This window comes from Pseudomonas sp. DR 5-09 (genome assembly GCF_001655595.1).
Lineage (GTDB): Bacteria > Pseudomonadota > Gammaproteobacteria > Pseudomonadales > Pseudomonadaceae > Aquipseudomonas > Aquipseudomonas pharyngis.
Genome location: NZ_CP011566.1, coordinates 1,073,364 through 1,097,287, shown reverse-complemented (window position 1 = coordinate 1,097,287; position 23,924 = coordinate 1,073,364). Strand labels below are relative to the sequence as shown.

The window sequence follows — 23,924 nt, the reverse complement described above, 5'->3', positions numbered from 1 at the left end:
CGGGCAGCCGTCGCTGCCCGGTACGGAACAACAACAAGAGTGAAACGACACAGCGTTCGTGCCTCTAACCAATCGATTTTATGGAGTAAACAATATGATTCCGGTGATCTTGTCAGGTGGTAGCGGCTCACGTCTTTGGCCGCTTTCGCGCAAGCAGTTTCCCAAGCAGTTCCTCGCCCTGACCGGCGAACACACACTGTTCCAGCAAACCCTCGAGCGTCTGGTGTTCGAAGGCATGGACACCCCGATCGTGGTCTGCAACAAGGATCACCGCTTCATCGTCAACGAGCAGTTGGCCAGCCGCAATCTGGAATGCCAGCGGATCCTGATGGAACCCTTCGGTCGCAACACCGCGCCGGCCGTGGCCCTGACCGCGATGATGCTGGTCAATGAAGGTCGCGACGAATTGATGCTGGTGCTGCCGGCCGACCACGTTCTGGAAGACCAGAAAGCCCTGCAACGTGCCCTCGCTCTGGCCACCGTTGCCGCCGAAAACGGCGAGATGGTGCTGTTCGGCGTGCCGGCCACCAAACCGGAAACCGGTTACGGCTACATCAAGTCCACCGGTGATTCGCTGCTGCCGGAAGGCGTCAGCCGCGTCTCGCACTTCGTGGAAAAACCCGACGTCAAACGCGCCACCGAGTACGTAGAGTCCGGCGGTTATTACTGGAACAGCGGCATGTTCCTGTTCCGCGCCAGCCGCTTCCTCGAAGAACTGAAAAAGCATGATCCAGACATCTATGACACCTGCCTGCTGACCCTCGAGCGCAGCCAGCAGGATGCCGACACCGTCACCCTGGACGAAGCCACCTTCGCCTGCTGCCCGGACAACTCCATCGACTATTCCGTGATGGAAAAGACCCAGCGCGCCTGCGTGGTGCCGCTGACCGCCGGCTGGAGCGATGTCGGCTGCTGGTCGTCGCTGTGGGAAGTCAACGAGAAGGACGCCAACGGCAACGTCAGCAAGGGCGACGTGGTGATCCAGGACAGCAAGAACTGCATGATCCACGGCAACGGCAAACTGGTGTCGGTGATCGGTCTGGAAAACATCGTGGTGGTCGAAACCAAGGACGCCATGATGATCGCCCACAAGGACAAGGTCCAGGGCGTCAAGCAGATGGTCAACACCCTCAACGCCCAGGGCCGCAGCGAAACCCAGAACCACTGCGAGGTGTACCGTCCGTGGGGCTCGTACGACTCGGTGGACATGGGTGGCCGCTTCCAGGTCAAGCACATCTCGGTCAAGCCGGGCGCGTGCCTGTCGCTGCAGATGCACCACCACCGCGCAGAACACTGGATCGTGGTCAGCGGAACCGCCGAAGTGACCTGCGACGAGAACGTGTTTCTGCTCACTGAAAACCAGTCGACCTACATCCCGATCGCCTCGGTGCATCGCCTGCGCAACCCGGGCAAGATCCCGCTGGAAATCATCGAAGTGCAGTCGGGCTCATACCTGGGCGAAGACGATATCGAGCGCTTCGAAGATATCTACGGTCGCTCCACCCCGGTCGAACGCGGCGTGTCGGTGAAAACCATCGCGCAGTAAGCGTTCCGTAACAAGAAGCCCCCGTCCAGCCCGCTGCGTCCCCTATCCGCAGCGGGTTGGGCGGGGGCTTTTTCAATTCAGGCAGACGAATGCTGCCGGGGTGCGTGAGACTTCGCCAGTGCCCCTCGTTTGAGCGACTGCCGTTTGCCGGCATAGGGCGTCGGTGCAACAAGCTCGATGAAGTCCTGATTCCGGTTCAGCGCGTGAACAACGACCGGAGTTTGCGCCGACAACTCGGAAACCTTTTCGAAGACCTCCGCCGTTGCATCATTGGATACCGCCAGTTCGTCCTTGATCGCCTGCATTCTGAATTCCAGCATGTCGATCACCACTGGCGTTTGTTCGTGGGCTTCACTCAGTGTCGCTGCATCCAATCCTTGCGAGGCATGGTAAAACTCAATCCCCGTTCTTATAAGGCCCGGCACCTCCGAACCCAGCTCGCCACCCACCTTGTCAATCGCTTTATCGACCACCACTCTGGTGAGCCGGGCGCGCCCTTCGGGTGTACGTGGATCCGATGCCGCTAGCTCGAATCCCAGCGTTGCCAGGCCCAGCCTCTTTTTCGGCTCGACGCTTTCGATGAAAGCCTTGGGATTCATTTCATTGCCTTTGAAATTGATCGCGCGATCCAGTTGATAGGCGTCCACCACATTAGACACAAGGCGGTCTGCTGCCATTGACGCAGCCTTTTCCCCGGCAGCGGCACCCAATTTCGCACCACCCGGACCCAACAACCCGCCAATTCCGCCCCCAGCTGCGGAGCCTGCCGCGCTGGCGCCGGCGCTGAATGCGGAACTGCCCAACTGCGTGATGATGCGCCTGCCCAGCGCCTGAAAACGTTGACGGGCATACAGGTGATTCATGATGGAGTTGCGGGTGTTCGCAGCGGCCGATGAGACTGCTGACAACAAGGCCTGCTGTTTGTCCACACTATTGTTCAATTCAGCGGCTTCGGTTTTGCCTCCACCGTCGCTGTCGAAAAATGTGACCGGTGAATTGGCGACCATACAGTACAGATTGAGCCCGTCGATCATGCCTTTGGGGTCCGGATTCAACCAATGCTGCAACCACGGGATGTAGTAGCGCAGACCAAAGTAGTCGAGCCCCGTCGCATCACGCTCCTTGCCCGAGTAACGGATGTATTTGTAGCTGAATTCGCCGTCCTGCCAGGCGCTGGTACCGAAAGGGTGAAACTTTTCGCGACTGATCATCGTACCGTCATCGGCGGTTTCCAGACTGACCGAGCCCAGGTGATCGACATGCTGGTATCGATACTGATTGTTGATGCCCGAGGACGGCGAGCTCTCCCAATGCAGTACCCGGACACCGCCGGCGACGATGACCTGTAGCCGTTCGCCGGTGCCGTTGTCGGTGCGCAATTCCAGTCCAGGCAAATAGCGCACATCGGCAACCAGGGTTCGGGCATTGGTTAACAAGGAGCGGATCTTGCGTACCCGCTGACTGCTGCCATCGTAGAGATAGGCCTCGTTGTCATTGATACCGGAAGCACGCTCGACCGGGCTGACCGATTGCAGTTGATTACGCAGGTTCCAGCTCAACATCCGCCCCGGTTCCAGCTGCAGCAAGTTGCCTCTTCGATCGTATGCAGCTTCGATTTGTGCATCGGTAGGCGGCGTGACTTCGTATGGCAGACTGCGGTTGCTGTAGCTCGCCGGTTGCAGTTTGCGTCCGTGGCTTTGTGGTCCGACATGAATCAGCTTGAGCAGGTTGCCGCTCCAATCATATTTGTAATCCTGCTGAAACTTGCTGACCGCCGCCGGATCGACGCGGCCCATCGATTGCGGGCCCTGACTGGCACGCCCCGCTTCCCACCCGAACGCCATGATCAATTGGTAAAGACTGTCGTAGACCAGGCAACTGACCGGCTCTATGCACTGGTTGGCGAAGTAACGGATCGGCATTGCCTTGTCTTCAATCCGCAGGACATTGCCCATCCTGTCGTATCCATAAATCAGGTGTTGCAGCACGAGACCGCGGGCGTCTTCGGTCCGCAGGCACAACAGACGATCGTCCTCGGGACGATAGGTCCGGGTGGTGTGCACACCGTTGCCGGCAGTTTGCTGCGTGACATTGCCTTGCGCGTTGTAACGAATGTCAGTGACCAGGATCTGCTCACGCTCCCCCTTCAACTGAAGGCGGCGTTCGCGCAAACGGCCATCAACGGTCAGCTCGAATGTATGCCGGTTGTCTCGGGCATCCGTCTGTTCCAGCACATCCCCCAATGCACCATGGCGCCACCGCGACAGCTCACCGGCGCCTGGCTCCAGCAGCCGCGCACGCTCCGCCTCCTGCTCCGGCCAGTCGGGTGTCAGCGGATCCAGCGTGAAGTGCCGGGTGTCCTCGGTGCATGCACCGCTGATTGCAAACGCGTTGAACAGTACGCTGCCGGCCGGATGGTCATGGCGGATCAGCTGACCGAACTGGTTGCGCGACGGGTCCCCGCTGCCGGGATGACCGTAGGTCAGGCGCTCGACACAACGCCGAGGCACGCCTGTTCCTTCTTCGAATATCGCGACGGGGCGCAGCAAATTGTCGTGCTCGATCTCGCGCCGCGTCTGACGGCTGTCCCAACTGAACATCGTTTGTGCAGCGAGTCCCTTCAGTTCGATTTGCGTACCTGCATCGACGCTGTCCGAGCGAATCACCGTGGCGTCCAGAGCAAACACCTGCATCAGATTGGCCGGCGTCAGCGGGTCGTCGGCTTGCGACAGCCAAAGTCGCGGGTCCCACTGTTTCAGCGCACGCCCCGCAGCGTCATGCAGGGTGCGGTTGATCCGGGACTCGACCGGTCCGTTCTCGATGTCTCGACAATAGTCGACCGAGCGAACCGGCAAGCCGCGCGGGTCGATCACAGACATCCTCGGCGTATTGACGTGCAAGCTCATGGAGCGCGCTTCCCCGCAATCGGCATTTGGTGTGCCTCTGGCATCAGAGCAAGCTCAGCGCTGTTTCGGCTACTGTCGGAAATGACAGTCCCGACCAACGGCACCTGCGCGCAATCCGCGAATGTCCATTCCCGCGCCCCTTCGGTAGGATGGCAGGCACAAGTTCAAGGAGTGTTCGAACATGTTCATCGGCGTCTTGCTGGTCATCACCTGGCTGATCCTGCTGTTGCGCTACCCGGCCAAGGCCCTGCCGGTGTCGATGGCCGCCGCTGTGGGCCTGGGGCTGGTGGCGATGTGGGTGGTGTGGCTGGACAACCGCGAGGTCAAGCAACTGGCGCGCCTTGAACTGCGCATTGTCTATGCCCCCGAACACTGCCCCGCCGACCGTCCGCTGCTGCTCAAGTTGAACAATGGTAACGACGTGCCGCTGACCGAACTGCGCTGGCGCATTGCCGCGTATGCGCCGGGCGACACCGTGAACCTGGCCGACAATCAATACGCCGCCCCGCGCTATCGCGGCCCCGGCGAATTGCAGCCCGGCGGCAACTGGGAAGACTGTTTGCCGATGCCGCCGTTGCGTCCCGGTTATCGCCCGCAAACCCTGGAGTTTCGCGCCGAGCGATTGCAGGGTAGTTTCTCCGACTGATCCCCTCTCCCACTGTTTTGCACAAGGAATGCGCCATGCCCGTTGCGTTGATTACCGGTTGTTCCAGCGGCATCGGCCGCGCCCTCGCCGATGCATTCAAAGGCGCCGGCTACGAGGTCTGGGCCAGTGCACGCAAGGCGGAAGATGTCGCGGCGCTCAGCGCGGCCGGGTTCACGGCGGTGCAGCTCGACGTCAATGACAACGCAGCGCTGGAACAACTCGCCGAGCGGATCAACCAGCAACACGGCGGCCTCGACGTGCTGATCAACAATGCCGGTTACGGCGCCATGGGGCCGCTGCTCGACGGCGGTGTGGCGGCCATGCAGCGCCAGTTCGAGACCAACGTGTTTTCGATTGTCGGCGTAACCCGTGCACTGTTCCCGGTGCTGCGCCGGGCCAAGGGCCTGGTGGTGAATGTTGGCAGTGTTTCCGGGGTGCTGGTCACGCCATTTGCCGGCGCCTATTGCGCGTCTAAAGCGGCGGTGCACGCGCTGAGCGATGCATTGCGCATGGAGCTGGCGCCGTTCGGGATTCGCGTCATGGAAGTGCAGCCGGGGGCGATTCAATCCAGCTTCGCCAAGAACGCCGGGCATGAGGCCGAACAACTGATCAACGAACAATCGCCGTGGTTTCCGTTGCGTGAAGGCATCCGGGCGCGGGCCAAGGCCTCGCAGGACAAACCAACCCCGGCCAGCGACTTTGCCGCCGAGTTGCTCAAGGCAGTGCAGCAGAGCAAGCCACCACGGCTGATCCGCATCGGCAATGGCAGCCGGGCGTTGCCGTTGCTGGCGACTTTGCTGCCGAAAGGCTTGCTGGAATCGACGTTGATGAAGCGCTTTGGCTTGCGCGCAAAGCTCTGAGACCGAGTTGACGCTTTCGCGAGCAAGCCCGCTCCCACAGGGGAATGCATTCCAAATGTGGGAGCGGGCTTGCTCGCGAAGAGGCCAGGCCAGCCAACACTCAGCCCCAGCCTTTCATGAAATCAATGAACGCCCGCACCTTCAGCGGCAGGTGGCGGGTGTCCGGGTACAGCGCGTAGACGCCTTGCCGGGCGAAGCGGTAATCCGGCAGCAAACGCTGTAATCGCCCGGCATCCAGGTCTTCCTGAATCAGCCACTGCGGCAGAATCGCCACGCCTTGCCCGGTCAGTGCAAAGGCACGGAGAGTCGCGGAGTTGTCCGCGACGATGGCGGTGGTTCCCGGTTTTGGCTGATAGATATGCTCGGTGCCGGCGGGGTCGCTGACCGTCATTTCCGGCACTCGCCCATGCCCCAGCGTCGGCATCGACTCCAGCACCGCCAGCGTATCGACCGGTGCAAATCGCTCGGCCAGCCCCGGTGCCGCGACGGCAAACACCTCGAACGTCGACAACTGCACCGCCCGCAGATTGGAGTCGTGCATGCGGCCCAGGCGGATCGCCATGTCAAACCGTTCGGAGATCAGATCGGCGTGAGTTGAGGACGTGGACAGGTGAATATTCAGTTGCGGCTGCTGCTGTCGAAACACCTCCAGCGCCGGTACCACCTGAGCCAGCGCGAACTCCACGGTCGTGGTGATGCGCAGCGTGCCCTTGAGTTGTGAGTGTTCCGAACGCGCTTCCTCGATCGCCAATCGCGCCTCGTCGAGGGTGCGCAAGCAGCGCCGATAAAAACGTTCGCCGGCATCGGTCAGGGCCAGTTGCCGGGTGTTGCGGGTGAGCAGGGTGACGCCCAACTCTTCTTCCAGCCGCTTGAGGTTGAAGCTCACCACCGCCCGCGTCTGCCCCAGCGTGTCAGCGGCAGCGGTCAGCGAGCCGGCCTCGACCACGGCCTTGAAGGTATCGAATCGATCCAGGCTGACCATGTTCACAGCGCTCCGGTGTCAAAATAATTTTGACAAACTAGCAGCCAAATCAGCGTATTTCTATCGCCGCCAGCGCCCTACCCTGCACGCCTCATCACAGGGAAGCTGCCATGGCCTATCGCTCGAAAGTTGCGCTGGTGTATCTGTTGGGGCTCGCCCTCGACCTGCTGAACATGTTCGCCGCCAGCATTGCCTACCCGGACATCGCCGCGCAGTTGCACGCCTCGGTGACGCAACTGGCCTGGATCACCAACGCCTACATGCTCGGGCTGACGCTGATCATTCCGATGAGTGTGTGGCTGGCTGCACGGGTCGGCGAGCGGCGGCTGATTCTCGGTTCGCTGCTGCTGTTCGGGATCGCCTCCGGGCTCATCGCTCAGGCCGGTTCGATTGAAAGCCTGATCGGTTGGCGACTGCTGCAAGGGCTGGGTGGTGGATTGCTGCTGCCGGTGGGCCAGGCGCTGGCCTATCGAGAGTTTCCGGCTACACAACGTGCGCACTTCACGGGGGTGGTTTTGCTCGTGGCGCTGATGGTGCCGGCGCTGTCGCCGGCGGCGGGTGGTCTGATCGTCGAGGCGTTGTCGTGGCGCTGGATTTTCTATTTGAACCTGCCGGTGGCTCTTTTCGCTTTCGGATTGGGCCTGCTCTGGTTGAAAGCGGATCAGGCTGCGAGTGAACGCCCGGCACTGGACGCACGCGGCCTGCTGCTGGCGGCGTCCGCGCTGTGTCTGTTGCTGATCGCCGTCAGCCTGGCGAGCGCCCCGGCCACCCGCCATCTCGCGGGTGGTGTCCTGCTGCTCAGCGTCATGACGGTGTGCATCTACCTGCGCGATGGCTGGAACAAACCGGGTGCGGTGCTTGATCTGCAACTGATCAAGAACCCGTCATTGCGTCTGGCGATGCTGATCTACCTGTGCGTGCCCGGCATCTTCACCGGCACTCACATGATCGCCGTGCTGTACCTGCACGACCTCGGCTTCAGTGCGGCGCAAATCGGGGCGCTGATGCTGGCCTGGGCGGCGGCCTCGGGTGTGGCAATCATGCTGGGCAAACGCAGCTTCAACCGGACCGGCCCCAAGCCATTGCTGATCGCCGGCATGCTGCTGCAGTGCCAGGGCATTGTCGTGCTGATGCAGATCGACCACCCTGCCAGCGTCACGTTGATCTTGGCCTACGCCCTGATGGGGCTGGGCGGCAGTCTGTGCAGCGTCACCGCCCAGACCCTGGCGTTTGTCGGCATCACGCCGGAAAAAATGGGCCACTCCAGCGCCCTGTGGAACATCAATCGGCAGCTTGGTTTCTGCCTCGGCGCGGCGCTGCTCAGCTCTTTGCTGGGCGCCTTGGGTACCCACGGTTTCCAGTACTGCTTTCTCGCCGCCGCGCTGCTCACCCTGTTGCCGATGGCCGCCGTGCTGCGTTTCGACTCGACGACAGTGCTCAGCCTTCTGCGCGCACCTCACCTTCAGGAAAAATCCACATGACTGACTACACCGACTATTTTGACGAAGTGATCCAGGCCCATGAGGCCATCGAGCGATGGTTTGCGGTGGAAGAAGACAAGGCAGCGCTGGAGCGATTGCTGACGCGTTTTTCGCCACGGTTCTCCATGGTGACGCCGCTGGGGCGTGTGCTGGATTTCGAGGCTTTGCGTGCGCTGTTTCAAATGGCGGGCGGGAAGAAGAGCGGGTTCAGGATCGAGCTCGACGAGCTTCAAGGGATTGCCTTGCATGCACACGGCGCGGTGGTGAGTTATCGCGAACAGCAGACCGATGCGGGGGGGTTGCACACGGATCGGCGTTCAACCGTGGTGTTTGAAAAAACCGAATCCGGACGCGTGATCTGGCGGCATCTGCACGAGACGTTTTGCAGCGAGTAGATGCTGAGTATTTGCTCGTGAAATTGAGTCGTCCCAATCGCGAGCAGGCTCGCTCCCACATGGGATCTTCAGTGCGGCACAGATCCAGTGTGGGAGCGAGCCTGCTCGCGATTTGCAGCGAATCGGTCTGTCAGTTATCCACAGCGTCCTGCTTCACCACCACGGTGCAAGTGATCCCCGCCGCCAGCAGCACACCTTCCGGCACTTCATCGATGTGAATCCGCACCGGCACCCGTTGCGCCAGGCGCACCCAGTTGAAGGTCGGGTTCACATCGGCGATCAGCTCGCGGCTTTCCGGGTTGTCGCGGTCGTAGATGCCACGGGAAATGCTCTCCACGTGGCCCTTGAGGACTTCGCCGCTCATCAGCTGCATGTCGGCTTTATCGCCGACGCGCACGTGGGGCAGTTTGGTTTCTTCGAAGAAGCCGTAGACCCAGAACGAGTTCATGTCGACCACGGCCATTTTCGCTTCGCCGATGCGGGCGTAGTCGCCGCGATGGACGTTGAGGTTGGTCACGTAGCCGTCCACCGCCGCCCGCACTTCGGTGCGTTTGAGGTTGAGTTCGGCGGCTTCCAGTTGGGCCTTGGCCTGTTGGTAATCGGCCAGCGCCGAGTCGGCGATGTTGCTGGCGTCGTCGCGGTTTTCCTTGGAGATCACCAGGTTGTCGAGGTCGGCGCGGCGATGGGCGTTGACCTTGCGCATCTCCCACGTGGCCTTGCGCGAAGCGACCAGGGACTGCGCCTGTTTCACCGCCAAGCGATAGTGCTCGGGGTCGATCTGCATCAGCAGATCACCTTTCTTCACCAACTGGTTGTCGCGCACCGGCACGTCGACCACTTCACCGGTGACGTCGGCGGCGACGTTGATGATGTCGGCGCGCACCCGGCCGTCGCGGGTCCACGGGGTGTTCATGTAGTGCTCCCACAACGTGCGGCCGATCCACAGCGCCAGGGCCAGCACCAGCAGGGTCGCGAGCAGGCTGAAAAACTTTTTCATCAGAGCGTTCTCAACGGTAGACAGTCAGCGCCATCGCGCCGAACAGACAGGTAAACAGGCTCAGGCGCAGCAGCGCCGGGTGCCAGAAGAAGCGGTACAGATCGAACCCCGACAGAAACCGGTCCAGCGCCCAGGCCAGTGCCGCAGCGACGAAAAACATCAGGGTCATGGTCGGCATGTACACGCCGTGGAAGGCGATTTCACGAGGCATGGGCAAGTCCTTCGGGCTTGGCGATGGCGTAGGCAGCAAGGGGCGATTGCGGGTCGAGCAATGAGGTGCGGATGAAGTGCAGGTAGCTTTTCACCCGCCGCAGTGCCGAGGTATCGAAGTGCGGGGCGAACGGCTCATCGGTGGCGGCGACCCGGCTGATCGCGTGATCGACCGCGACCAGTGCGCGCTCCAGATTGCTCGAATTCGGTTGCAGGAACAGCCGCACCAGCGAGCGTCCCATGACCCGGATTGCCTGGCGCCACGGCTGGGATTCGGCATACGCCGGATGCACCGGCAGGATCGCCTGTTCCTTGCGCAACTCGATGATCGCGTGGCCAACTTCCAGCACCACGAACATCCAGCGCAGCAGGTTTTTCTGCACCAGCGGCTGACCGGCCGCCAGCCCATAGGCCTGATGCATCAGGTCGCGGGTACGGCTTTCGAAACTCGACGCCAGGCCTTTGAGCTTGCCGCTGATCGCGTACACCACTTGCCCGCGCAGATCCTGCTCCAGCCGCTGCCACAACCAGCGGCTGTTCGGCGGCAGAATGATCGCGCCCGCCGCTGCGCAGACCAGCATGCCCATGACCATGGCGATGTAGTCGTTGATGAAGGTGTAGGGGTTGTAGATCGTCAGGTTGTCCGGCACCGAACCGGTGCTGAAAAAGATCAGCAGCCCGAGGCCGACGCCGGCGTATTGCGGCCGCGATGCGAGGAACGAGCCGAGCACGATCACCGGCGCGAGCATCACGCACAGCAACGGAAAACCATCGATCCACGGGAAGATGAAAAACATTTCGACGAAGCCGATCAACGCCCCGAGGAACGTGCCGCAGGCCATCTGGAACGCCATGCGTTTCGGATTCGGTGTGGCGGCGGACAGACCCACGGTGGCCGCGGCGATCAGGGTCATGGTCGCGCCGCTCGGCCACGCAGTGGCGACCCAGTAACTGCCGAGCACGATCAGAATGAATGACGCACGAATCCCCGAAGCCGCTGCGGCCCACCAACTGGTTTGCGGGGTGAACGGCTCGTCCCAGCGCTCGCGTTCGTGGCGGTGATCGGCCAGCGAAGCGTGGGTCTGTGCATAACTGTGCAGGTCATCGACGAAGCGATAGAGCAACTCGTATGCGGTGTGGAAATCCAGCTGCTCGGCATCGCTCGGTTCACTCTCCTGGAAGAGCGCCCGCAGGCTGCGCACCCGCGTCGGCAAGCCTTCCTTGTACGCCGCCAGCGCCAGCACCAGACGCGCCGCATCCGGGCTGGTCAGGGCGCGGCCGCTGAAGCCGTCGAGCACTTCGGCCAAGTCCTGCAGGCCCGGTTTGATCGCCGCTTCCACATGATCGGCACCGTTGCGGCGCAGGCGTTCGAGCAACTGGTGCAAGGCGTTGAAACGGGTGGTGATGCCCATGAACTCGCTGTTCAGGCGACTGAGCCGACCGTTGCGTCGACGCATGTGCGGGTCTTCGAACACGGTCACACTGCGCAGCCCTTCCAGCCCCACCGCTTCGGCGATGAAGCGCACGTTGCTGGCCTCGAACGCCTCCGGTTTGCTGCGCCCGCGCAGGCCGTCGGTGACGAACAGGGCGAACACACCGAAGCGCTGATACAAGGCGTTGCGCATCGCGGCACTGGCGGTCTGCGGCAGGATCGCGGCGCTGACCAGGGTCGAGCAGAGAATCCCCAGCGAGATTTCCAGCACCCGCCACACCGCCGCCATGAACGCGCCGTCAGGATGGGCCAGCGCAGGCAGGCCGACCATCGCCGCCGTGTAGCCGGCCAGCACGAAACCGTAGGCGCGGAAGTTACGGCAACGGGCGGCCCCGGCCGAGCAGATGCCGACCCAGATCGCCAGCGAGCCGAGGAACAGTTCAGTGTTCTGGGCGAACAGTGAAATCAGCGTGACCATCATCGCCGACCCTGCCAGGGTGCCGAGAAAACGGTAGAAACTCTTGGCGAACACCTGGCCGCTCTGCGGCTGCATGACGATGAACACGGTGATCATCGCCGTGCGCGGCTGCGGCAGTTCCAGACGCATCGCCAGCCACAGGGTAAGGAATGCGGCGATCAACACCTTGAAGATGTAGACCCAGGTCACGCCGTCGCTGCGCGCCCAGTCGAATAAGCCCCGGCGCCATTCCAGGGAGTAGAGCCAGCGTAAAGGTGCGGGCAAGGGAGTCATTTGGTCGTGCTCAAAAATTCAGTCGAACCGTAGAAACTGTGGGAGCGGGCTTGCTCGCGAATGCGCTGTGTCAGACAACACATGGGCTGCCTGACACTCCCTCTTCGCGAGCAAGCCCGCTCCCCCAGGGGTTGTGTGTTCAACGCAGGAGGGCCGGGATTTTCGGTGCCTGAGTTTGTTGTGCCGTCGGCACGTCTTTACCCGCGCCAAGGCCACCGCCCAATGCCGTCACCAGTTCTGCGTGGGCACTCAATCGCGCCGCCTGCACTTGCTGCTGAACCTGCTGCTGTTTGAACAGCAAGGTCTGCGCATTGAGCACGTTGAGGTAATCGGTGAGCCCGCGCTGGTAGGCGATCATCGCGATGTCGTAGGTCTTCTGCGCCGTGGCCACGGATTCGGCGGCGAATGTCTGCTGCTTGTCCATCGACTCGCGGCGGATCAACTGGTCCGAGATGTTCTTCAGCGCATTGACCAGGGTCTGGTTGTAATGCGCGACGGCGATGTCATAACCCGCCGACGCTTCGCCGAGCTCCGCACGCAGTCGCCCGCCGTCAAAGATCGGCAGCGAGATCGCCGGGCCGACGTTGTAGTTGAGCTTCTTGCCGGTCAGGAACTCCAGCGCCCCGCCGCCGGTGGCCATGTAGCCGAGGCTGCCGACCAGATCGACGTTGGGGTAGAACCCGGCGTGCGCGACATCGATTCCGCGCGCCTGCGCCGCCACTTGCCAGCGACTGGCGACCACGTCCGGACGCTGGCCGAGCAGTTCGGCGGGCAGCGCCGACGGCAGTTTGAGCGCTGCGCCAAGGGACAGGGTCGGCCGCTGCAATTGCGTCCCGGCGCCCGGCCCATTGCCGGCCAGTGCGGCGATCTGGTTGCGGCTCAGGGCGATTTCTTCGTCCAGCGCATCCAGTTGCCGATGGGTTTCCGGCAGCGGGGTTTCGGCCTGGCTGACTTCGAAGTGGGTGCCGATCCCGCCGTCCAGGCGTTTCTGCGCCAGCTCGAGAATCTGCTGTTGCTGTTTGAGCGTCGCCGCCACGATATCGCGCTGGGCGTAATGCAGCGACAGCTCGATATAGGCGCGCACGATGTTGTTCTGCAATTCGAGCTGCGCCTGACGCGCCTCGGCCGCGCTCATGTGCGCCAGATCCACCGCACGCTCGGTGCTGTTGCTTTCACGCCCCCAGAGGTCGAGGGCGTAACTGAAACCCAGCGCGGCGTTGTTGTCCCAGGTGGTGCTGTTGGCCAGCTCACCGGGGCCGTAGAACTGATCGGTCGGCCAGTTGTGGCGCTTGAGGGTCGACTCGCCATTGATCTGCAACGACTCGGCCGCCTCGGCCACGCCAGCCATGGACCGGGCCTGACGCACGCGCGCGGCGGCCATGGCCAGGGTCGGGCTGCCCTGCACGGCGAGGTCGATCCAATGGTTGAGTTGCGGGTCACCGTAGGCTTGCCACCATTGGGCGGTGGGCCAGTTTGCGTCACGGGCGGCGTGGGCGATGGCCTCGTCGGTGGCCAGTTCATTGGCCTCCAGAGCCTTGCCCTGCGGGGCAATCCCTCCGGTTCCGATGCAGCCGCCAAGACCTAACGAAAAAGCCAGAACACTGAGCGGCAAAAGCGCTCTGTTGATGCGACGCGGCACTGCTGCGAATTCCTGAGGTGGGAGATGTTTCGAGGTGGGCGCAATTCTAGGGGGGCGCCATGACGGCGATAAGCTGGGAATCCTGTGAATCTTTGTTACCGTTAACGAGATAATCCCTTGGTCGGGGTCTCAGACCCTGAAACTTCGTGTCACAATTTGCCATCTCCCTTGAGAGCACCCCATGGACACTTTGCAAAACATGCGCGCCTTCAGTTGTGTAGCGGAAGCCGGCAGCTTCACCGCCGCCGCCGTGCAGCTCGACACCACCACTGCCAACGTCTCGCGCGCGGTCTCCAACCTTGAGGCCCACCTGCAAACCCGCCTGCTCAATCGCACGACCCGCCGCATCGCGCTCACCGAAGCCGGCAAGCGCTACCTGCTGCGCTGCGAGCAGATCCTCGCCTACGTCGAAGAGGCCGAAGCCGAAGCCAGCGAAGCCCACGCCCGCCCGGCCGGACAATTGAAAGTGCACACCATGACCGGCATCGGCCAGCACTTCGTGATCGACGCCATCGCCCGCTATCGCAAGACCCACCCCGACGTGACCTTCGACCTGACCATGGCCAACCGCGTGCCGGACCTGCTCGACGAAGGCTACGACGTGTCCATCGTCCTCGCTCGCGAGCTGCCGGACTCGGGCTTCGTCTCGCAACGCCTGGGCATCACCTACAGCATCGTCTGCGCCTCCCCGGCCTACGTGAAAGCCAACGGCTGCGCACAAAAACCCAGCGACCTGCTGAACCACGCCTGCCTGCGCCTGGTGAGCCCGGTGATCCCCCTGGAAAAATGGGCCTTCGACGGCCCGGACGGTCAGGAAGTGGTCACTATCAACAGCTCCCCTTTCCTGGTGAACTCCGCCGACGCGATGAAAAGCGCGATCACCAGTGGGATGGGAGTCGGCGTGTTACCGGTGTACGCCGCGATTGAAGGCTTGCGCAACGGCTCGTTGGTGCGGGTGATGCCGAACTACCGCTCGCAGGAACTGAACCTGTATGCGATCTACCCGTCGCGGCAGTACCTGGATGCGAAGATCAAGACCTGGGTTGAATACCTGCGTGGTTCGCTGCCGGAGATATTGGCGGGGCATCAGGCGGAACTGGCGGCTTATGAGATGAGTGGGAGTCTGGGTGGAGCCAGGCTCGCGAACTGAGTTTACCGTCCTACAGACGGGGTGATTTGGGGGGACGTTTCCGACAAGTCGCGTCGGTTGTCCCTCGGAAACGAGGTGGATAGGCTTTTGAGGGTCGCTGACGCATCAGCGGCCGGGTCTGGAAAACCCGAAGTTCAGGATCACAGCCCATGACATAATGCGGCGTTTTTTCGCGACGTTATGGTAGCTGTACGTGGGAGACCTTCGGGTCTGCCGGGTTTGATCCTTTCCGGTTTTTCCAGTCCGCGTACAGCTGCCACCTCTTTCGCCTGGAAAACGAAAAATGGCAGCTCCTCCAAGACTTAAGGATCTTTGCCATGAAAAAACTTACTCCGAATCCCCCTGAAACCAACGACACCTCGCCCTACGAATCCGCCGATTCAAACAAACTCCACGACGCCGCCGAACGCGCGCTCGACCACTACCTGAACCCTCTCCCGAAAAAATGCCCCGGCCGCAAACCGAGCGAAATGTTCCAGATTTCACCGGACATGGACGACGAAAGCCTGCTGGCCCACGCCTGCGAATCCCTGGCCTCGGCCAGCGTCATGGCCAGTGACGTGGCAGCCTATGTCGACTCACCACAGCGACACCGGATTCTGGGCATTCAACAAGTCATCATGCTCGCCGAGCTCGCCGTGAACCGCGTGCTGGATAACGTCGAAGTACAACGTCATCCCACACACAGCTAAGCCGCTCTGACCAAACCGACCTGCCAGCGACAACCGCATTCGCTGGCAGCTCGGATGGGACGCAGAGCGTCCCGGGCTGCATTCCCACGCAGAGCGTGGGAACGATCAAACGATGAGCGTTAGCTCAAGTTCGCTGTTCGCTTCTCACCACTCAAAACGATGAGCGTTAGCTCGAGTAAGGCTTTTGACGTACCGGCCCCATCGGAAGGCTGAGTGGAGGGATTTATCCGGGGGTGGGAGCGCAGCGACCGTTTGGCGAAGCCAAACACATCGAGAGGAGGTGCAGCGAAGCAAACCGGAGGCGATGCCCCCGGATGAATCCCGGAGCGAAGGAACACCGAGCCTAGGCGAGGTGCCGAACGCCGGGGCCCAGCGTTTTGGTTACTTTGGGGCGTTTGCCAAAGTGACTCGCTGTAAAAGCGAAACCGCCAGCCGCAACCCCCGAAGCAACGGATATTCACCCAAAACCCCAAGAACCTGGTCGGCCCAGAGGCCGCCAAGGACAAGCCAAACCTGGCGAAGAATGTTAGCTTGCTTGGCAACCCAGAACAGCCGAGCCCAATGCCAATGAAAAAAACAGTCCTGGCCTTCAGCCGCATCACCCCCCCAATGATCGAACGCCTGCAACAAGAGTTCGACGTCATCGTCCCCAACCCGAAAAACGGCGACATCAACGCCCAGTTCAACGAAGCCCTGCCCCACGCCCACGGCCTGATCGGCGTCGGTCGCAAACTCGGCAAGGCCCAACTGGAAAACGCCGTCAAACTCGAAGTGGTCTCCAGCGTCTCCGTCGGCTACGACAACTACGACCTCGCCTATTTCAACGAACGCGGGATCATGCTCACCAACACCCCGGACGTGCTCACCGAAAGCACCGCCGACCTGGCCTTCGCCCTGATCATGAGCAGCGCCCGCCGCGTCGCCGAACTCGACGCCTGGACCAAGGCCGGCCAATGGCAGGCCAGCGTCGGCGCACCGCTGTTCGGTTGCGACGTGCACGGCAAGACCCTGGGCATCGTCGGCATGGGCAACATCGGCGCTGCCGTCGCCCGTCGCGGCCGCTTCGGCTTCAACATGCCGATCCTCTACAGCGGCAACAGCCGCAAGACCGAACTCGAACAGCAACTCGGTGCACAATTTCGCAGCCTTGACCAACTGCTGGCCGAGGCCGACTTCGTTTGTCTGGTGGTGCCGCTCAGCGACAAGACCCGCCACCTGATCAGCCACCGCGAACTGGCGCTGATGAAGCCGGATGCGATTCTGGTGAACATCTCCCGTGGCCCGGTCGTCGACGAGCCGGCACTGATCGAGGCATTGCAGAACAACCGGATTCGCGGTGCCGGTCTGGACGTTTACGAGAAGGAACCGCTGGCCGAATCACCGCTGTTTCAGCTGAAAAACGCCGTGACCCTGCCGCACATCGGCTCGGCCACTCACGAAACCCGCGAAGCTATGGCCAATCGTGCCCTGGCCAACCTGCGCAGTGCCCTGCTCGGCGAGCGTCCGCAGGATCTGGTGAACCCGCAGGTCTGGCGCGGATAAACAAATCGGGCAAGTACTGTAAAGTGCTTGCCCGTTCAACTTTCAGCCAATACATACTTTGCAAATCAACACGCCAACGAAATAAACCATCCCGCTATAAACTTTCCCGGCTTTATCCAATACAAAGATAAACACACCGGAGAATAGTAACCGTGAGAATTTCCAATACCGATCAATTAATCCGTTACAGCAAAGTCTGCCTGATGGCTTACATCAGCTTCTTTGGACTACTGGTGATGTACGGAAACGTGACCGACTACTCGGCAAACTATGAGTACGTCGGACACATCCTGAGCATGGATACGACACAGATCAACGAGAACATACGTTACAGGGCGATTGAATCGCCGATGATGCACCACCGGATCTATTGGTTCATCATCACCACGGAAGCGATCTACACCGCTTATTGCCTGCTCGGTACTTATTATCTCTACCGCAAAGTCAACGAGTCCGCGGCTGTCTTTCACGAGGCAAAAAGGTTCTCGATCATTGGCTTGCTGATTGCGATCTTCACCTATTATGTTTGCCTGCAAACCATCGGTGTTGAATGGTTCGACATGGACACTTCACAAGTATGGAATGCGAAAGACTGGGCACGGCACATTGTCGATTTCATGTTACCGGTACTGATTTTCATAACATTGAAAAACGAGCGTTGAATAATCAACGCTCAAGATTCAATCAATCTCAGGCCAACTTTCCATGCTTCGCCACAACCGCAACTTCGGGTTTACGAAACACCAGCACATTCCCCAGCATCACCAATACCAGCCCCGCCAATGCCGGTGCCGTCCATTGATAGCCTTCGGCGAAGGCCGAGACATTCAGCGCCACCACCGGGAACAGCACCGTGCAGTAGGCGGCGCGCTCCGGGCCCATGCGGCCGACCAACGTCAAGTAGGCGGTGAAGCCGATCACCGATCCCGGAATAACCAGATATAGAAGCGCGCCAATGTAGCGCGACGTCCACTCCATCTCGAATGGAATGCCCTTGACCAGGCACCACACCGAGAGCATCGCCGCACCGTAGGCCATGCCCCAGGCATTGGTGGTCAGCGGCTTGAGACCGGCCTTCTGTTGCAGGCTCGAGAGCATGTTGCCCGCCGAGAAGCACAAGGTGCCGCAGAGTGCCAGACCCAGGCCCAGCAGGGTTTGCGGACTGGCGTGATGCCCGGCCAGCTCCGGCCAGAACAGCAGGCCCAGGCCAGACAGCCCCAGCGCCCCGCCCATCAGCACATTGCGCGCGATGCGTTGGCCGAAGAACACCCGCGCATTCAGCGCGTTCCACAACGTCGCCGTGGAAAACACCACCGCCACCAGACCGCTGGGGATCCATTGGCTGGCAGTCAGGAAACACATGAAGTTGACGCAGAACAGGCACAACCCCTGCGCCACACAGATCAGATGCCCGCGCCGGTTCATCGGTTGCAGCCGACGGCTGAGCAGCAACAGCGCAAACAACACCAGCGCCGCGAGACCGAAGCGATAGACGATCGACACCGGAATCGCCACCACGCCCAGTTGCCACTTCAAGGCTATCCAGGTGGTGCCCCAGATCAGCACGGTCAACAAATACAACGACAGGTTCATGGCAGACACTCCTCGATTGGGTTTCAGTGTCCGCCTGCGCCTTCACCCCTCGCTTGCATAAACTTGCGCTTTTGTCGGCGTGCAGGCTGGCAGCGCAACATCTACGGAGTAGGATGCAAGGCGTTGAAGAGAACCGACCATGGCCGCCATCGATACCCTGCAAGTCTTTCAAGCCTTGAACAGCTCGCCCAACGCATGCCTTGTGCGCAGCGCCGAGTTGGGGGACGGCCTGTCCGCAGCCTTGTGGACCAACCACCACGACGCCCGCGACTATGACGCGCCGAGCCATCACACGCTCTCCTGCTACATCGCTGGCGGCACCGGCACGTTCCGCCGTGGCGCCCCCGGAAACAAAGGCAGTCCGGACAAGTTGTGCATCCTGCCAGCCGACCACGAGTCGGGGTGGGTGATCAATGGCGACATTCGCCTGGCCCACCTGTATTTCAGCGCCGAACAATTTGCCTTGGGTTGCGTCACGCTGCTGGATCGCGAGCCCCGGGAAATGCAGCTGCGCGAACAGACTTTTCTGGAAGATCCGCAACAGGCCCGACGGTTTCGCCAGTTACTCACTCTCAATTGGGACGAGCCTGGCGAGCGTCTGCTGACCAGCAGCCTGGCCCACGAACTGATCAGCCAAACCTTGTTGAGCCAGGTCGGCGTACGCCACGGCTTGCGCCTCAAGGGCGGGCTGGCGCCGCATCAGCGCCGGCAACTGGTGGAGTTCATCGACAGCCAACTGGCCGAGCCGATCAGCCTCGGGCAACTGGCGGGGTTGTGTGCGTTGTCGGAATACCACTTCGCGCGGATGTTCCGGGTGAGCTTCGGACTGCCGCCACATCAGTATGTGCTGGCGCGGCGTTTGAGTCGGGCGCGGGAGTTGTTGCGGGGCACGGCGTTGCCGCTGGGGGAGATTGCCCTGGCGTGTGGATTTGCCAGTGCCAGCCACTTCACCAACCGCTTTCGCCAGGTGCTGGGTGGAACGCCCGGCGAGTATCGCCAGGCGTTTTTGCGCTGATCAGAACTCCAGCGTGCTCGACAACGAAATCTGCCGCGAATCGCCCATCGACACGAAGAAACGGCTCGCCGCCGAGGTGTAGTAGGTGCGATCGAACAGGTTCTTCACGTTGAGCTGGAACTTGACCTTCTGCCCCTCGACCCGGGTGTCGTACGTGGCGAACGCATCGGCCACGGTGTAGCTCGGCAGATCGAAGTCGTTGACCGCGTTACCCGCTCGTTCACCGACATACCGCGCGCCGGCGCCGACCCGAAGTTGATCACCACCGATCACGCTGCCGAAGTCGTAGACCGCCGACAGCGAGCCGGTATTTTTCGCCACGTTCTGCAGCCTGTTGCCTTTGTAGTCCGGATCTTCCGTAACCTCGGCGTCGGTATAGGCGTAGCTGCCGATCATGCTCCAGCGGTCGCTGAGCTGGCCGGTCAGGTCCACTTCCAGGCCCCGGGAACGCACTTCGCCGGCGGCGCTGTAAATCGTCGTCGGGCCTTCGGAATTGGCCACCAGCACGTTGCGTTTCTTGATGTCGAACAGGGCGATATTGCCGGTGACACGCCCCGGAATGTCGAGGCGTGCGCCCAGCTCCCAGGACTTGGCTTCTTCCGGCGCGATGCTGCCGTCGAGCACGGTGCTGCTGCCGCTCAGCGGCGCGATGGTCGAGTTGGGTTTGAACGATTCGGTGTAGCTGCCGTAGAACGACAACGCGTCGGTATAGCGATACACCAGACCCGCGCGCGGCACCCACTTCTGGCCGTTGCTGTCGGTGTTGGCCTTGAACGGCACGCCTTTGCCGGCGTACTGGTCGTACTCCTGGAAGCGCCCGCCAGCCACCAGAATCCACTGGTCGTTGAGGTGGATGGAGTCCTGCAGGAACACCGAGTCGCTGCGCAGCAGATCGGTTTGCGCACTGTCCGCCGGGCTGACGGTGGTGCCTTCAACTTCGCGGCCGTAGACCGGGTTGACGTAACTGAAGGTGCTCAGGCTTTTCTGGCGGATCAGGTCGGCGCGGTAGATCTTGCGGTACTCGTCGTCGACGCCGAACACCAGATCATGCTGCATGCCCAGCACGTTGACCTTGCCTTCGAGGCTGGCCGTGGTGAAGCGGTCGGTGCTGATCGCGCCCTGGGTGCCGTCCATGCTGCGGGTCAGGGTGCCTTTTTTGGTGTCGATCGCGGTTACGCGGACCTGGCTGGCGTCGTAGGTTTCGCGATTCCAGCTGTAGCCGAAATGGGCTTTCCAGTCGTCGTTGAGTTCGTGATCGGCCTCAAAGTGATAGAGATCGGAACGCCCTTCCATGTCGTTGAATTTCTCGTCGAGCCGCTCGTTGCGCGAGATATCCAGCGGATGGTTGGTGCGTGGATCGATCAGGGTTCCACGATCAAACGGGGTCAGGAATTCACGGTGCTCGTAAGCGAACAACAGCTTGGTGCGCTCGCCGTACCAGGCCAGCGACGGTGCAACCAGGGTTTCGCGGTGGGTGCCGAAATTGCGCCAGTAATCTTCGTCTTCGTGATCCAGCACCATGCGATACGCGAGGCCGGAATCCCCCAGCGCACCGGTGCTGTCGAACGAGCCGCCGCTGCCATTCTTGCCGTCGCCGTAGGTCGAGCCGCGCAGGGTCAGCGCGTTGTACTGGGTCAGTTCGGGCTTCTTGCTGACCATGTTGACCACGCCGCCCGGGTCCTGAATCCCGTAGAGCAGCGAGGCCGGGCCCTTGAGCACCTCGACGCGATCCACGGTGGCGTTCATGCCACGGCCCTGCACCACCGGCATGCCGTCGCGCATGATCGAGCCGTTGCGGTTGTCACCGAAGCCGCGGGTCATCACCGAATCTTGGGTGCTGCCCAAGGTGTTGCCCTGGGTGATGCCGCTGACGTTGGCCAGTGCATCATCAAGATTGCGCGGAGCCTGATCGCGAATGACCTGGGCCGCAATCACGTTGACGGTCTGCGGGATTTCCTGAAGCGAAGCGGAAGAGCGCATCACCGAACTGGTTTCCGGTGGCTGGTAGCTCATCGGCTGGTCGACCACCGAGGTGATGTTCGTCGCGCCGAGGTTCAACGCGCCTGCGGTCGGTTGCGGTTCGAGCGCCAGGGTATGGCTGTCAGTGCGGCGGAAGGTCAGGCCGGAGCCGGTGAGCAGACGTTGCAGCGCCTGCTCGGCACTCATCTGGCCGTTGACCGCTTGAGCAGTCAGGCCATAAGGCGCTTCATCGGTATAAACCACGCTCTGCCCGGTGACACGGCTGAAGTCGCTCAGGGCCTGAGGCAACGGCTTGGCAGCCAGGGAAAAACTGAATTGCTTTTGTGGCTGGCTGCTGACGGATTCAGCGGCCAGCGCCACGCTCAGCGGCAACAGGGCCAATGCCGAAAAACTCAAGGCTGAAACGCCCAACCACTGTTTGACCGAACCCGATTTTGCCCTGGACTTCATTGCTCATGACCTGTGTAGAACCGCAACGGATGCGAATGACTCGCAGTTTCAGTCACTACACGGATGGCGTCCGGGTTTACCTCACCACTAAGTTGAAAATATTTTCAGCGCAGGATGATCAGCTTGCCCAACACCTGGTGCTGCTCGAATCCCAACACCCCTTGCAGCGAATTCAACACGGCTTGCGGATCCTTGCTCGGAAAGCTGCCGCTGACCTTGCGCGCCCCCAGTTCGTCGTTGAGCAACACGATCCGTCCGGGGTAATAACGCCGCAGATCCTGCACTACATCGGCCAGTGTCGACTTGTAGTAAGTCAGCCAGCCCTGGCGCCACGCCAGTTGCGCTTCGCTGTCCACGGCGTGCAGTTTTGCGGCAGTGCCTGCGCCGTATGCCACTTGCTGGCCGGCGGTGAGAATCTGCTGTTGGCCGTCAGGGGATGCCGTCACGCCGACGCGTCCGGACAGCACCGTCACCTGGGCGCCTTGAGGTTGCAGGCGCACTTCGAACTGAGTGCCGAGCACCCGCGCCTGGCCCTTTTCAGCCTCGACCACAAAGGGATCACCCGTGTGAGTCACGCTGAAAAATCCGGCCCCTCGGCGCAATTGCACATGCCGCTCGCCATGACTGAAATCCACGGCGATGGCACTGTCGGCATCCAGCGTCACCTGCGATTGATCGGCCAGAGTCACGGTGCGGATCTCGCCCGGTGCCGACACGTAATCGGCGCCCAGATCATCGATCCAGCGCTGCGGCTGCCAACCGCTGCCGAGGCTGATCATCAACAGCAGGCAGGCCGCCATGGCCAGCGCGCCGGCCCAGCGTCGAAGCGATGCACGGCGCGGTCGATCCATCGCGTTGAGCAAACTCTGCAACGCCAGTGCGTCTTCATCGGCCAGGGTGCGCGCCGGTCCTTCGCTCAACTCCCACACCACTTGCGCCTGGGCGTAGGCCTCGGCGTGAGCCGGGTCAGCGCGCAGCCATTGACTGAACGTCAGCTGATCACCGGTGCTCGGGCGGTCGTGCAGCAGGCTCAGCCAGGCAAAAGCGGCCTGTTCCTGCGCGGGCGTCGGGATGACTCGGTCGGAGTTGTTCACGGTGCTTTCCCTGGCAGGCGTGGCGCGGGTTCGCGCAGGCTGGCCTTGCAGGCCTCGAGGGCGCGCATCATATGTTTTTCCACAGCACTTTGGGACAGGCCCATGGCCTTGGCGATCTCGGCGTACTTGCGCCCGTGGATGCGATTGAGCAAAAAGATCTGCCGCGTGCGCTCGGGCAAGGCGCGCAAGGCCGCTTCGACGTGGCGCAAATCGTTGCCCGCTTCGAGCGCCGCCTGCGGTTCGCTGGCGCTGCTGTCCGGCTCATCCGGTTGCCAGCCTTCGTTGACCCGCACCCGCGCGCCTTCGCTGCGCAAATGATCGATGGCGATATTGCCGGCGCAACGCAACAGATAAGTGCTGAGTTCTTCGACCTCCACCAGCGGTCGACGCCAGAATCGCAGAAACAGATCCTGCACCAGATCCGCCGCCGTCGCCCGGCAACCGACGCGCCGGCTCACCAGCGCTTCCATCTGCGAACGCTGGGACAGGAACACCTGAAGAAAATGCGCGCGGGCGCCATGGGGTTCGTCGTCGCGATGTTCGGGAGGATGGCCGATCAGCAT

General features: G+C 61.7%; 20 protein-coding genes. 10 read left to right on the top strand and 10 right to left on the bottom strand.

Annotated elements, in window-relative coordinates; all coding sequences use genetic code 11:
- Nucleotides 1-94: 94 nt before the first annotated feature.
- Nucleotides 95-1,546: a mannose-1-phosphate guanylyltransferase/mannose-6-phosphate isomerase gene (locus PDR5_RS04830; protein WP_064382465.1), complete on the top strand. Its 1,452-nt coding sequence runs from the start codon at nt 95-97 to the stop codon at nt 1,544-1,546.
- A gap of 77 nt (nt 1,547-1,623) precedes the next feature.
- Here the strand turns inward: PDR5_RS04830 and PDR5_RS04825 are convergent, their stop codons facing one another.
- Nucleotides 1,624-4,452 carry an RHS repeat domain-containing protein gene (locus tag PDR5_RS04825; RefSeq protein ID WP_064593522.1) on the bottom strand — a complete coding sequence of 943 codons (2,829 nt, stop codon included), beginning with the start codon at nt 4,450-4,452 and terminating at the stop codon, nt 1,624-1,626.
- A gap of 181 nt (nt 4,453-4,633) precedes the next feature.
- Here PDR5_RS04825 and PDR5_RS04820 point away from each other — a divergent pair, with 181 nt between their 5' ends.
- Both PDR5_RS04820 and PDR5_RS04815 read left to right on the top strand, forming a co-directional pair.
- Nucleotides 4,634-5,098 carry a hypothetical protein gene (locus tag PDR5_RS04820; RefSeq protein WP_039769436.1) on the top strand — a complete coding sequence of 155 codons (465 nt, stop codon included), beginning with the start codon at nt 4,634-4,636 and terminating at the stop codon, nt 5,096-5,098.
- A gap of 35 nt (nt 5,099-5,133) precedes the next feature.
- Nucleotides 5,134-5,958 (top strand): SDR family oxidoreductase, encoded by an 825-nt coding sequence (locus PDR5_RS04815; protein WP_064593520.1) that lies wholly within the window; start codon nt 5,134-5,136, stop codon nt 5,956-5,958.
- 100 nt (nt 5,959-6,058) lie between these two features.
- Here the strand turns inward: PDR5_RS04815 and PDR5_RS04810 are convergent, their stop codons facing one another.
- Nucleotides 6,059-6,940 (bottom strand): LysR family transcriptional regulator, encoded by an 882-nt coding sequence (locus PDR5_RS04810; RefSeq protein ID WP_064593517.1) that lies wholly within the window; start codon nt 6,938-6,940, stop codon nt 6,059-6,061.
- 110 nt (nt 6,941-7,050) lie between these two features.
- Here PDR5_RS04810 and PDR5_RS04805 point away from each other — a divergent pair, with 110 nt between their 5' ends.
- Together PDR5_RS04805 and PDR5_RS04800 are read left to right on the top strand one after the other, a co-directional pair.
- Nucleotides 7,051-8,421 carry an MFS transporter gene (locus PDR5_RS04805; protein WP_064593515.1) on the top strand — a complete coding sequence of 457 codons (1,371 nt, stop codon included), beginning with the start codon at nt 7,051-7,053 and terminating at the stop codon, nt 8,419-8,421.
- Entirely contained in the window at nt 8,418-8,816 is a 399-nt protein-coding gene (locus PDR5_RS04800) for a DUF4440 domain-containing protein (protein ID WP_064593513.1), read from the top strand. Before PDR5_RS04805 ends, PDR5_RS04800 begins: the two co-directional genes overlap by 4 nt.
- A 130-nt stretch (nt 8,817-8,946) precedes the next feature.
- Here PDR5_RS04800 and PDR5_RS04795 read toward each other — a convergent pair whose 3' ends face one another.
- The 4 genes from PDR5_RS04795 to PDR5_RS04780 form a co-directional block, all read right to left on the bottom strand.
- Nucleotides 8,947-9,813, bottom strand: a complete 867-nt coding sequence (locus PDR5_RS04795; protein ID WP_064593511.1) for an efflux RND transporter periplasmic adaptor subunit — start codon at nt 9,811-9,813, stop codon at nt 8,947-8,949.
- A 10-nt stretch (nt 9,814-9,823) separates the two neighbouring features.
- Complete coding sequence (locus PDR5_RS04790; protein ID WP_003221811.1) at nt 9,824-10,024, bottom strand: DUF1656 domain-containing protein; 201 nt, start codon at nt 10,022-10,024, stop codon at nt 9,824-9,826.
- Nucleotides 10,014-12,206, bottom strand: coding sequence for an FUSC family protein (locus PDR5_RS04785; protein ID WP_064593509.1), 2,193 nt, complete (start codon nt 12,204-12,206; stop codon nt 10,014-10,016). Before PDR5_RS04785 ends, PDR5_RS04790 begins: the two co-directional genes overlap by 11 nt.
- A gap of 139 nt (nt 12,207-12,345) precedes the next feature.
- Complete coding sequence (locus PDR5_RS04780) at nt 12,346-13,845, bottom strand: efflux transporter outer membrane subunit (protein WP_064593504.1); 1,500 nt, start codon at nt 13,843-13,845, stop codon at nt 12,346-12,348.
- 181 nt (nt 13,846-14,026) lie between these two features.
- On the opposite strand from PDR5_RS04780, the gene PDR5_RS04775 reads away from it, so the two are divergent.
- From PDR5_RS04775 to PDR5_RS04760, 4 genes are all read left to right on the top strand, one after another.
- Nucleotides 14,027-14,995, top strand: coding sequence for a LysR family transcriptional regulator (locus PDR5_RS04775; RefSeq protein WP_039769420.1), 969 nt, complete (start codon nt 14,027-14,029; stop codon nt 14,993-14,995).
- 317 nt (nt 14,996-15,312) lie between these two features.
- On the top strand, nt 15,313-15,687 hold the full coding sequence (locus PDR5_RS04770; RefSeq protein ID WP_039769418.1) for a DUF6124 family protein: 375 nt from the start codon (nt 15,313-15,315) through the stop codon (nt 15,685-15,687).
- Between the two features lie 567 nt (nt 15,688-16,254).
- Nucleotides 16,255-17,229, top strand: coding sequence for a 2-hydroxyacid dehydrogenase (locus PDR5_RS04765; protein WP_064593502.1), 975 nt, complete (start codon nt 16,255-16,257; stop codon nt 17,227-17,229).
- Nucleotides 17,230-17,381: 152 nt separating this feature from the next.
- Nucleotides 17,382-17,891 (top strand): DUF2165 family protein, encoded by a 510-nt coding sequence (locus tag PDR5_RS04760; protein WP_082934356.1) that lies wholly within the window; start codon nt 17,382-17,384, stop codon nt 17,889-17,891.
- 28 nt (nt 17,892-17,919) lie between these two features.
- Here the strand turns inward: PDR5_RS04760 and PDR5_RS04755 are convergent, their stop codons facing one another.
- Nucleotides 17,920-18,822, bottom strand: a complete 903-nt coding sequence (locus tag PDR5_RS04755) for a DMT family transporter (RefSeq protein ID WP_064593500.1) — start codon at nt 18,820-18,822, stop codon at nt 17,920-17,922.
- 139 nt (nt 18,823-18,961) lie between these two features.
- Between PDR5_RS04755 and PDR5_RS04750 the strand changes: the two genes are divergently transcribed.
- Nucleotides 18,962-19,837 carry a helix-turn-helix domain-containing protein gene (locus PDR5_RS04750; RefSeq protein WP_064593498.1) on the top strand — a complete coding sequence of 292 codons (876 nt, stop codon included), beginning with the start codon at nt 18,962-18,964 and terminating at the stop codon, nt 19,835-19,837.
- On the opposite strand, the gene PDR5_RS04745 is transcribed toward PDR5_RS04750, so the two are convergent.
- From PDR5_RS04745 to PDR5_RS04735, 3 genes are all read right to left on the bottom strand, one after another.
- A complete protein-coding gene (locus PDR5_RS04745; protein ID WP_064593496.1) occupies nt 19,838-22,267 on the bottom strand; it encodes a TonB-dependent siderophore receptor in 2,430 nt (809 codons plus the stop codon).
- Between the two features lie 104 nt (nt 22,268-22,371).
- Nucleotides 22,372-23,361: a FecR family protein gene (locus PDR5_RS04740; protein WP_064593494.1), complete on the bottom strand. Its 990-nt coding sequence runs from the start codon at nt 23,359-23,361 to the stop codon at nt 22,372-22,374.
- Entirely contained in the window at nt 23,358-23,924 is a 567-nt protein-coding gene (locus tag PDR5_RS04735) for an RNA polymerase sigma factor (RefSeq protein ID WP_064593492.1), read from the bottom strand. Before PDR5_RS04735 ends, PDR5_RS04740 begins: the two co-directional genes overlap by 4 nt.

Bases quoted from the DNA above. Each gene is read 5' to 3' on its own strand.
- PDR5_RS04750 (WP_064593498.1), top strand. From the start codon at position 18,962: ATGGCCGCCATCGATACCCTGCAAGTCTTTCAAGCCTTGAACAGCTCG.
- PDR5_RS04800 (WP_064593513.1), top strand. From the start codon at position 8,418: ATGACTGACTACACCGACTATTTTGACGAAGTGATCCAGGCCCATGAG.
- PDR5_RS04830 (WP_064382465.1), top strand. From the start codon at position 95: ATGATTCCGGTGATCTTGTCAGGTGGTAGCGGCTCACGTCTTTGGCCG.
- PDR5_RS04795 (WP_064593511.1), bottom strand. From the start codon at position 9,813: ATGAAAAAGTTTTTCAGCCTGCTCGCGACCCTGCTGGTGCTGGCCCTG.
- PDR5_RS04735 (WP_064593492.1), bottom strand. From the start codon at position 23,924: ATGCTGATCGGCCATCCTCCCGAACATCGCGACGACGAACCCCATGGC.
- PDR5_RS04815 (WP_064593520.1), top strand. From the start codon at position 5,134: ATGCCCGTTGCGTTGATTACCGGTTGTTCCAGCGGCATCGGCCGCGCC.
- PDR5_RS04765 (WP_064593502.1), top strand. From the start codon at position 16,255: ATGAAAAAAACAGTCCTGGCCTTCAGCCGCATCACCCCCCCAATGATC.
- PDR5_RS04825 (WP_064593522.1), bottom strand. From the start codon at position 4,452: ATGAGCTTGCACGTCAATACGCCGAGGATGTCTGTGATCGACCCGCGC.
- PDR5_RS04745 (WP_064593496.1), bottom strand. From the start codon at position 22,267: ATGAAGTCCAGGGCAAAATCGGGTTCGGTCAAACAGTGGTTGGGCGTT.
- PDR5_RS04820 (WP_039769436.1), top strand. From the start codon at position 4,634: ATGTTCATCGGCGTCTTGCTGGTCATCACCTGGCTGATCCTGCTGTTG.
- PDR5_RS04790 (WP_003221811.1), bottom strand. From the start codon at position 10,024: ATGCCTCGTGAAATCGCCTTCCACGGCGTGTACATGCCGACCATGACC.
- PDR5_RS04785 (WP_064593509.1), bottom strand. From the start codon at position 12,206: ATGACTCCCTTGCCCGCACCTTTACGCTGGCTCTACTCCCTGGAATGG.
- PDR5_RS04775 (WP_039769420.1), top strand. From the start codon at position 14,027: ATGGACACTTTGCAAAACATGCGCGCCTTCAGTTGTGTAGCGGAAGCC.
- PDR5_RS04810 (WP_064593517.1), bottom strand. From the start codon at position 6,940: ATGGTCAGCCTGGATCGATTCGATACCTTCAAGGCCGTGGTCGAGGCC.
- PDR5_RS04805 (WP_064593515.1), top strand. From the start codon at position 7,051: ATGGCCTATCGCTCGAAAGTTGCGCTGGTGTATCTGTTGGGGCTCGCC.
- PDR5_RS04770 (WP_039769418.1), top strand. From the start codon at position 15,313: ATGAAAAAACTTACTCCGAATCCCCCTGAAACCAACGACACCTCGCCC.
- PDR5_RS04755 (WP_064593500.1), bottom strand. From the start codon at position 18,822: ATGAACCTGTCGTTGTATTTGTTGACCGTGCTGATCTGGGGCACCACC.